At 39.5% G+C, this 8,577-nt stretch carries 9 protein-coding genes; 7 read left to right on the forward strand and 2 right to left on the reverse strand.

The annotated features are described in order from the left end of the window. Positions 1-163 precede the first annotated feature (163 nt). The 7 genes from EKC99_RS14610 (at position 164) to EKC99_RS14640 (ending at position 6,656) form a co-directional block, all read left to right on the forward strand. A complete protein-coding gene (locus tag EKC99_RS14610; RefSeq protein WP_163152547.1) occupies positions 164-2,092 on the forward strand; it encodes a putative bifunctional diguanylate cyclase/phosphodiesterase in 1,929 nt (642 codons plus the stop codon). A gap of 98 nt (positions 2,093-2,190) precedes the next feature. Then, positions 2,191-3,522, forward strand: a complete 1,332-nt coding sequence (locus EKC99_RS14615) for a right-handed parallel beta-helix repeat-containing protein (protein ID WP_163152549.1) — start codon at positions 2,191-2,193, stop codon at positions 3,520-3,522. After that, the gene (locus EKC99_RS14620) at positions 3,506-3,955 is read left to right on the forward strand and encodes a nitrous oxide reductase accessory protein NosL (RefSeq protein ID WP_163152551.1); all 450 of its coding nucleotides are present in this window, start codon (positions 3,506-3,508) and stop codon (positions 3,953-3,955) included. Before EKC99_RS14615 ends, EKC99_RS14620 begins: the two co-directional genes overlap by 17 nt. Then, positions 3,952-4,761: an ABC transporter permease gene (locus EKC99_RS14625; RefSeq protein ID WP_163152553.1), complete on the forward strand. Its 810-nt coding sequence runs from the start codon at positions 3,952-3,954 to the stop codon at positions 4,759-4,761. The genes EKC99_RS14620 and EKC99_RS14625 overlap by 4 nt, the downstream gene beginning before the upstream one ends. Next, complete coding sequence (locus EKC99_RS14630) at positions 4,754-5,455, forward strand: ABC transporter ATP-binding protein (protein WP_163152555.1); 702 nt, start codon at positions 4,754-4,756, stop codon at positions 5,453-5,455. The genes EKC99_RS14625 and EKC99_RS14630 overlap by 8 nt, the downstream gene beginning before the upstream one ends. 50 nt (positions 5,456-5,505) lie before the next feature. Next, positions 5,506-6,132: a histidine phosphatase family protein gene (locus tag EKC99_RS14635; protein WP_163152557.1), complete on the forward strand. Its 627-nt coding sequence runs from the start codon at positions 5,506-5,508 to the stop codon at positions 6,130-6,132. Next, positions 6,129-6,656, forward strand: coding sequence for a thermonuclease family protein (locus tag EKC99_RS14640; protein ID WP_163152559.1), 528 nt, complete (start codon positions 6,129-6,131; stop codon positions 6,654-6,656). The genes EKC99_RS14635 and EKC99_RS14640 overlap by 4 nt, the downstream gene beginning before the upstream one ends. Positions 6,657-6,686: 30 nt before the next feature. Here EKC99_RS14640 and hcp read toward each other — a convergent pair whose 3' ends face one another. Both hcp and istB read right to left on the reverse strand, forming a co-directional pair. Next, positions 6,687-7,934: a hydroxylamine reductase gene (gene hcp / locus EKC99_RS14645; RefSeq protein WP_163152561.1), complete on the reverse strand. Its 1,248-nt coding sequence runs from the start codon at positions 7,932-7,934 to the stop codon at positions 6,687-6,689. Positions 7,935-7,976: 42 nt separating this feature from the next. Further along, positions 7,977-8,577: IS21-like element IS5376 family helper ATPase IstB (gene istB, locus EKC99_RS14650; protein ID WP_163152484.1), on the reverse strand; the 601-nt coding region annotated here is incomplete at its 5' end.

Here is an 8,577-nt window from a genome sequence, read left to right on the forward strand (position 1 = left end):
AAAAGCGCTTACATATAACGATTTTATAAAACCATATATAACCAAAAAAATCGGTCGAGAAAAAAATCTCCCACAAAGTCTTGACTCAAACAATATTAGAAACGTTGTTGATTTTTTCACCGTTTTTAGTGAAAATGAAGATAGAATTTTAACAACAAAGAGGATGAATAAAATGATGCAAGCAATCGCTGTCATTGCCCCAAATGGAAAAATTTTAGGAGCAGATGAACATTTTTTTCAACATTTTTATCATCGTGACCTTGATCGCGAGCTGTTAGAAAAGTTTATTCAAGAAGCTGAAAATGGGCGCACCGTTTCGTATGCCATTGTAAAACAAAAAAATGGACAAAACGATGTATATGTACAAGCAACTGCGTTATACAACAAGGAAGGGAATTTACAAGCGGTTGTTGCGACATATCAATACGAACCGTTTATCGATATGCGTCTTACTTCTTCGATCGCTTCACTTGCATCTGAATTTACGTTTATTTTATCAGCAGAAGGCGAGATTACATACGTTTCGCCAACCGCTCAATATGTGTTGAAGTGCACAGAAGAAGTTTGTAGCCACGAATTATTTTCTTTTGTTCACCATGAAGACATACCGCTTTTGATGGAAAAGCTACATACCATTTATGCGACAAAAGAAAAAGAAACGACGGTTGATTGTCGGTGGCGGACAAATGAAGGGCGTTTTATATGGATTCATATGCATGCCCATCCGTTGTTAAACGAACAAAATGAAATTGAACATGTTATCGTTGTTGCAAAAGATATTACAAAGTGGAAATGTTGCGAGGAAGCACTCGCAAAATTAAAACACTTCGACTCGTTAACCGACATTCCAAACCGTTTTTATTTTGAATCGTATGTACAACATATGATTCAACAAAAACGACCGTTTGCATTATGTTATATTGATTTTGATAAAATTAAATGGATCAATGATCGCTTTTCGTATCAGGCAGGAGATTTCTTTTTGCAAGAAGCTGTTCGTCGCATTCAGCAACATTTGCAACAAGAAGACTTTTTTTCTCGCATCGGTGGCGATGAGTTTGTGATCGTGCTACACGATGTGAATAAAGAAACGATTGTTACGCGGATGGAACATTTGCTTCAATCGTTTGTAGAGCCATTCCGATATAAAGAGCATGTCATTCAATCTAGTCTTTCTGTTGGAGTAACGTTTTTTCCGCAAGACGGTATGGATTTAGATACGTTATTAAAACAAGCAGATCAAGCGCTCTGTTATGCAAAAGAGAGAGGGAAAGGTTATCATTTTTACCACCCTCAACAAAACCGAAAGACGATGATTGAACAAGAGTTGCCGCTTGCGTTGTTAAACAATCAGTTTTATTTATGCTATCAACCGAAAGTGTCGTTAGATAATGAAGCGATTATGGGAGTTGAGGCGCTTATGCGTTGGACGCATCCAACGCTTGGAGCAATTTCACCACTAGAGTTTATTCCGATCGCAGAGAAAAATGGATTTATTTTTGAAATTACAACATGGGTGTTAAAAGAAGCGTGTCGACAAGTAAAACAATGGCAAACCCATTTTCCGACGCTCAAGCTTGCGGTGAACTTATCACCATTTTTACTAAATCGAAAAGAATTTGTGATGCATGTAAAAAATATTTTGCAAGACACACAATTTCCGCCAAACTATTTAATTTTAGAAATCACAGAAAGTGGATTAATGGAAAACATCGAGACTGGAAAACATATTTTAACACAATTAAAACAGATCGGCATTCAAGTGGCGATTGACGACTTCGGTACGGGTTTTTCATCGCTTGCTTACATTCGCAACTTACCCGTTTCATTGTTGAAAATTGATCGCTCATTTATTCGTGATATTACGGATAACTCGAAAGATGCTACGATCGTTGATACGATTATTCATTTAGCGAAAAGTTTAGATTTACAAGTACTTGCCGAAGGAGTAGAACGTGACGATCAAGTATCTTTGTTGCAAAAGATGGATTGTGATTTTGCGCAAGGGTTTTACTTTAGTCAATCGTTAGAAGCAGAAAAGTTACTGCAATGGCTCGAACAACATAATCAATCGAAAGAGGCGCTTCATTAGTGCCTCTTTTCACGTTTTGTTCACATATATTTTCTTTTTTCTTCACAAATTTACATTAGTGTAGATGTATAAATGATAAGAACAAGGAATGAATGTATATGCGTAGCTTATTTTTTTGGCTTATCCCGATCGTTACACTTTTGCTTGCAAAAACTGTATATGGACAAACAATGGAAGGACATAAACAGTTGCAACAGGCGATTGATGAAGCGCATGCCGGCGATGTATTAGTCGTCAAACGAGGAGTATACGAAGGTCCGATTATTATTCATAAGCCGATTCATTTGATTGCTGAGCCCGGAGCGATAGTTGATGGAAATGGAAGTGAATATGTCGTAACCATTCGTGCGCCTCATGTTTATATAGAAGGGCTCACCATTCGTAGAAGTGCATACGGAAAAGGATCTGGTGTACAAATTAAAGAAAGTGCACATGTCACATTAAAAAACGTACGTATCGAAGATGTCCATTACGGTGTTTACGTAGAAAAAGGAACAAATATTCATCTCGTAAACAATGTTATTCGTGGCAGAGATGTTCACTTTGCTCAACGGGGCAACGGCATTCACTTATTGAAAACAAAACATGTCATTGTAAGCCAAAATGATATTTCGCGTGTACAAGATGGTGTGTATTTGGATGGAGCTGAACATACGACGATCGAGAAAAATAAAGTAACAAATGCACGCTATGCCATCCATTTTATGTATGCTGAAGACGGAATAGCAAAAGAGAATGTGCTAATGGAAAACATTAATGGAATTATGATGATGATGTCACAACGATTTACGATCGAACAAAATACGATTGCCAAGCAATTAGATTACCGTGGATATGGAGCGCTTATTTATGATAGTGAACATGTTTTGATGTATCAAAATAGGTTGCTTTATAATAGTACAGCGTTATCATTACAAAATGCACGTCATTGCACCATAAAAATAAATGAATTTATTGGAAATTATCGTGCTCTGCATAGTTTATATGAAAATCATGACACAATTGTTGTTGAAAATAAATTTTTAGGAAATATGGAAGACGCATTGATTCAAGGAACTGCTATTGCATTTGACGATGGAGAAAAAGGGAACTATTGGGATAGTTACCGGTTTTACGACTTGAACGATGATGGAATTGGGGATGCCCCACATCGTATTCGTTCCATGTATAGTCGACTGTTACGACAATGGCCAAGCGTGCAATTTTACTTTCAAAGTCCTGCGTTAGCGCTCCTTGACACGACGGAGTCATTTTTTACGCAAGCACAGGCGCAAGGGGAAGACCGTTTTCCGCTTATGGAAGTCATTTATAAGAAAAGTGAAACAAACGAACGATCATGGCGACTTTTGTTGTTTGGGAGCATCTTATTAGTAAGCAGTTTGTTTATGTTTGCATATGGGAGGGGAATGAAACATGAAAAAAATTGCTAGTCTTTTATTTGCATGTTTTCTTGCCGCATGTAGTGGAGAGAAAACGTATGAACCCGAAGACATTAATCCAGATATTGATGTATGTGTAGTTTGCAATATGAGTATCGTAGCAGAACAGTATGCGACAGAAGCAATTTTAAAAGATGGAACGGTGCATAAATTTGACGATATCGGCTGCATGGTGGAATGGATGAATAAGCAAAACAACGATGACATAGCTAAGCTGTATGTTCGTGATGTAACAAACGGTGAATGGATTGAACTCGAGAAAGCTGTCTATGCTTATGATCCAAATTATTGGACGCCGATGAACTACGGGGTCGTTTCATTTGCGAATGAGCAACATGCGAAAGCGTACATGGAACGAGAAGGGGAAGGACAGTTATGGACGTATGAGCAACTAAAACAACATCGGTGGGGATTTGAAAAATGAATACAGCGATGAAGTACCAATGGATGATGATGATTCGTAGCAAATGGCTGATAAGCTTCGCCATTATATTTGCTGTTTTATCATCAACCGTGATCGCGAGTAGCGGGCACGAGACAGAAGGAGTATTTACACGTTCGACGGCAGCTTTATTAAACTTGTCTCTTTTACTTGTTCCACTTGTCTCTTTATTAGCAGGTAGTTTGTTTATTGCAGGGGAGAAAGAAGACGGTCGGTTATCACTTATATTAACATATCCGATCTTCCCTCGTTCGTTAACGTTCGGATTATATGCCGGTAGTTGTATATCATTATGGACAGTGATTGCTTTCGGATATGGAAGTGCAAGTGTTATCCTTTTTACAACAGGAGGAACGTGGTCGATATTTTTTTTCCTTTCGTTTGCATTGACGATCGTATTAACGAGCATTTTTTTAGCCATCGCTTTATTCATTGGACTTGTTGCTTCTAATCGTTTACAAGCGCTCGGTGTCAGCCTGTTTATTTGGGCATTTTTCGTTTTATTTTATGAATTTCTCACATTGGCATTATTATCGCTTGTGCCAAAACAGTTTACCATCTTACTATTCGGGTTATCCGTTATGTTTAATCCTGTTGAGCTTGTGCGTGTTTGGACGATAACGGCGATGAAAAGTAGCGCTCTATTTGGCCCACAGCTATATGAATGGTCGAAATGGGCAGAAAGCGCAAGTGGACAACTAGTATTTGTGGCGATCGCGTGCGTATGGATCATTGTACCGCTATTTTTAGCGAACGTATGGATGAAACGAGGGAAACGTCATGCTTGAGGTGAAACAGCTAACGAAAATATACAACGAGCAAAATAAAGTAGAAAACATTTCATTTTCTGTTCAGCCAGGACAATGTTTGGCGTTATGCGGTGGTAACGGTGCAGGGAAAAGTACAATTATTAAAATGTTAATTGGACAGCTCACTCCAACAAAAGGAGACATATATGTAAACGGAAAACAAGTTCAAAAAGATGATAAACATTGGTTTTCCTTTATGCCGGATCATTTGCAATTTCCTCCACTTTTAACAGGTTACGAAGTGTTATCTTTGTTCGGACGATGGCAAGGGGCAACAGATAAGCGTGTTGAACAATGTTTACAGCTTGTTGGGTTGACGAACGATCAACATAAGCAAGTAAAGACATATTCAAAAGGAATGCAACAACGTCTTGCCTTTGCGCAAGCGCTTTTAGCGGACGCCCCATTGCTTATTTTAGACGAGCCAACCAATGGCTTAGATCCGTACTGGGTATGGGAATTTAAACGCCTCATTCGCACAGAAAAAGAAAAGGGGAAAGCTGTTATTTTCTCGACACATATGTTGTCGATCGTGGAAGAAATTGCAGATACTGTTGCGTTTATTCATCAAGGACAAATGCTCGTATATGATTCGGTTTCTACACTTTGTCAAGATGGGCAATCGCTAGAATCTATATTTTTTGCACAACTTTCACAACATATGGCATACTGAAAAAGTAAGCGAACATAGCTTACTTTTTTCGTTTGGAGGGGGAATGTAACATGTTAAAATTATACGTCATTCGCCATGCAGAAACAGAGTGGAATGCTCAACAACGCATGCAAGGATGGAAAGATTCATCTTTAACCGCAACAGGAAGAAAACATGCGGCACTTTTACAGGAATGCTTACGTACAGTTCCGTTTACGGCTCTGTATTGTAGCCCGAGCGATCGAACAAAAGAAACGGCTCAAATTGTTTTAGGACAACGAGACGTACCAACTTATTTTGATGAGCGATTACGTGAAATTCATTTAGGGCATTGGGAAGGAAAAACGATTGCCGAAATTGCTCAAACGGACGAGCGAAATCATCATCATTTTTATTATGAACCACATGCGTACAATCCGACTGTTGGGGAAACATTTCTTGATGTGCAACGGCGAGCTGTAGCTGCCATTCATCATATTGCTCACACTCATTCAGAAGGTCATGTTCTCGTCGTGACACATGGTGTCGTTATTCGTACGCTTCTTGTATATTGGAAACAGCAAACGCTCGCACAGTTATGGGAAAATAGTCGCGTATATGGTACGAGTGTGACGATCGTTTCGTTCGATGGAGAAAAGTGGATGTTGGAATGTGAGTCAAATATTTCGCACCTTGAAGGTGAGATGATACGAGGATGAAAAAATGGTTTGTTCTTTTTGTATTCATTTTCCTTATTCACGGCTGTGTACAGCAAAATAAAGGAACGACGTTTGTTACGACAGTACAATACGTTGTTGATGGAGATACAGTCAAAGTAAAAAAAGATGGAGAGATGGTAACCGTTCGTCTGTTAAACATTGACACGCCCGAAACGTATCGCGAAAAACAGGCGTATGGTGAAGAAGCAAAACAAATGGCTAAAGACGTTCTTCTTCACAAAAAAGTGACGGTCGAATTAAGTGCGAAAGAACAACCGTATGATCGTTACGGTCGATTGCTTGCGTACATATGGTTGGAGGATGGAACTTTGTATCAAGAAAAAATTGTACAAGAAGGGCTTGCACGCGTTGCTTATGTGTTTGAACCGGATACAAAATATGCAAAAAGATTGTATAAAGCACAAGAGGAAGCAAAAAAAGCGAAAAAGCGCATTTGGAGTGTGGATGGATACGTCACAGACGAAGGATTTAATATGAGTGTATGGTTAGATCAAGCTTCGTAAATATGAAAAGGGCTGGATAAAACAGCCCTTTTAATGTGCTAACATCGCTTGCATATCTTCTTCTACGTCACCGATCAGTTTGAGACCGAACATATCCTGTAGGACGCGTAACACACCTTCTGAAATGAAGTGTGGTGCTTTCGGTCCAATTCGAATGTCTTGAATGCCTAAACTAAACAATCCGAGTAAGATGGCAACCGCTTTTTGTTCAAACCACGAAAGGACGATGCTAACAGGCAGTTCATTCACTTCACAGCCAAACGCTTCTGCAAGCGCCATCGCAATTTTTACTGTTGAAATCGAGTTATTGCATTGGCCTAAGTCAATATATCGCGGAATGTTTGTACCAGGAACAACACCATAATCCACATCGTTAAAGCGGAATTTTCCACAAGATGTCGTTAAAATGACGGTGTTTTTTGGTAAAGATGTTGCTAATGAGCGATAATATTCGCCACCTTTTCCAGGAGCATCACATCCTGCAATAACGAAAAAGCGTTGAATTTTTCCTTCCTTTACAGCTTGAATAATTTCAGGCGCAATTTGAATGACTGTTTCGTGATGGAAACCGGTCACTAATGTTTCTTCTGATTCGATATTTGCTTCTGGAAGTTGTAATGCTTTTTCAATTAACGGTGTGAAATCGTCATTTTCAATTTTTTGTACATGTTCTAATCCTGCCACATCGTATGAAAACATGCGATCAGCGTATGAACCTTTAATTGGCATGACACAGTTTGTTGTCGCTAAAATAGCGCCAGGAAACTTTTCAAATAAGCGACGTTGATCATACCATGCTTTTCCGACATTTCCTTTTAGATGTTTGTATTTTTTTAATTGTGGGTAGCCGTGTGCTGGAAGCATTTCTGAGTGTGTATAAATATTAATTCCTTTTCCTTCCGTTTGCTTTAATAGCTGTTCGAGAGCAAATAAATTATGTCCTGTTACGAGAATACATTTTCCTTCCATTTTATTTTGTGTGACTCGGACAGGCTGAGGAATGCCAAGCCGTTCCGTATGTGCCCGATCAAGTAGTTCCATGACTCGAATGGCAGCTCTACCAACTTTCATTGCCATATCTAAATGTTCTTGTACGTTAAAGTTAGAATTTGTTAACGTCATATATAACGCTTCGTGTGTTGTTGTGTCGACGAACGGGTCTGTATATCCGAGTTGATGAGCATGCGTGCGATATGCTGCAATTCCTTTTAACGCAAACACAATAGTATCTTGCAAGCTTGCAATCGTTTCATCTTTCCCGCTGTCAAGGCCGATTATTTTTTCCCCAAAATCGCCGGTTTAAAATTCCCCAGAAGGACCTCATTGATCCTTCTGTTTTTCTTGTTGGAGCCTTTTTTCCCGCAATCGATAGCTTTCCCCCTTTAGGTTGAAAATGATGGAATGATGCAGTAATCGATCTAACATCGCTGTCGCCAAAACCGAGTCTCCCACGATTTCTCCCCATTCCCCAAAGCTTTTGTTGGAGGTGAGGATAATCGGGGCATGTTCGTACCGACGGGCGATGACCTGAAATAAGTAATGAGCGCTGTTCGGGTCCAGTTTTAGATACCCCATTTCATCAATAATGAGAACGGTTGGCTTCACAAAGACACGAAGCTTTTTCTCCAACTTTCCTTCCTGGTCGGCTCTTCTTAACTGAGTGACCAAATCATGGGCGGTAATAAAATACGTTTTATACCCTCTTGCGATCGCCTCCATTCCAATCGAAATAGCCAGATGCGTCTTTCCAATCCCCGGTGGACCGAGAAAGAGGATATTCTCCTTTCGATCAATAAACGATAAGGTAAGCAGTTCTCGAATCCGGCGCTCATCCACCGAAGGCTGCGCGGTAAAATCAAACGTATCGATCGTCTTGCGATATGGCAGTTTGGACAGCTTGATGAGCGTTTGGATCGATCGT

The sequence above is a fragment of the Anoxybacillus sp. MB8 genome (assembly GCF_011006755.1).
GTDB lineage: Bacteria > Bacillota > Bacilli > Bacillales > Anoxybacillaceae > Anoxybacillus > Anoxybacillus gonensis.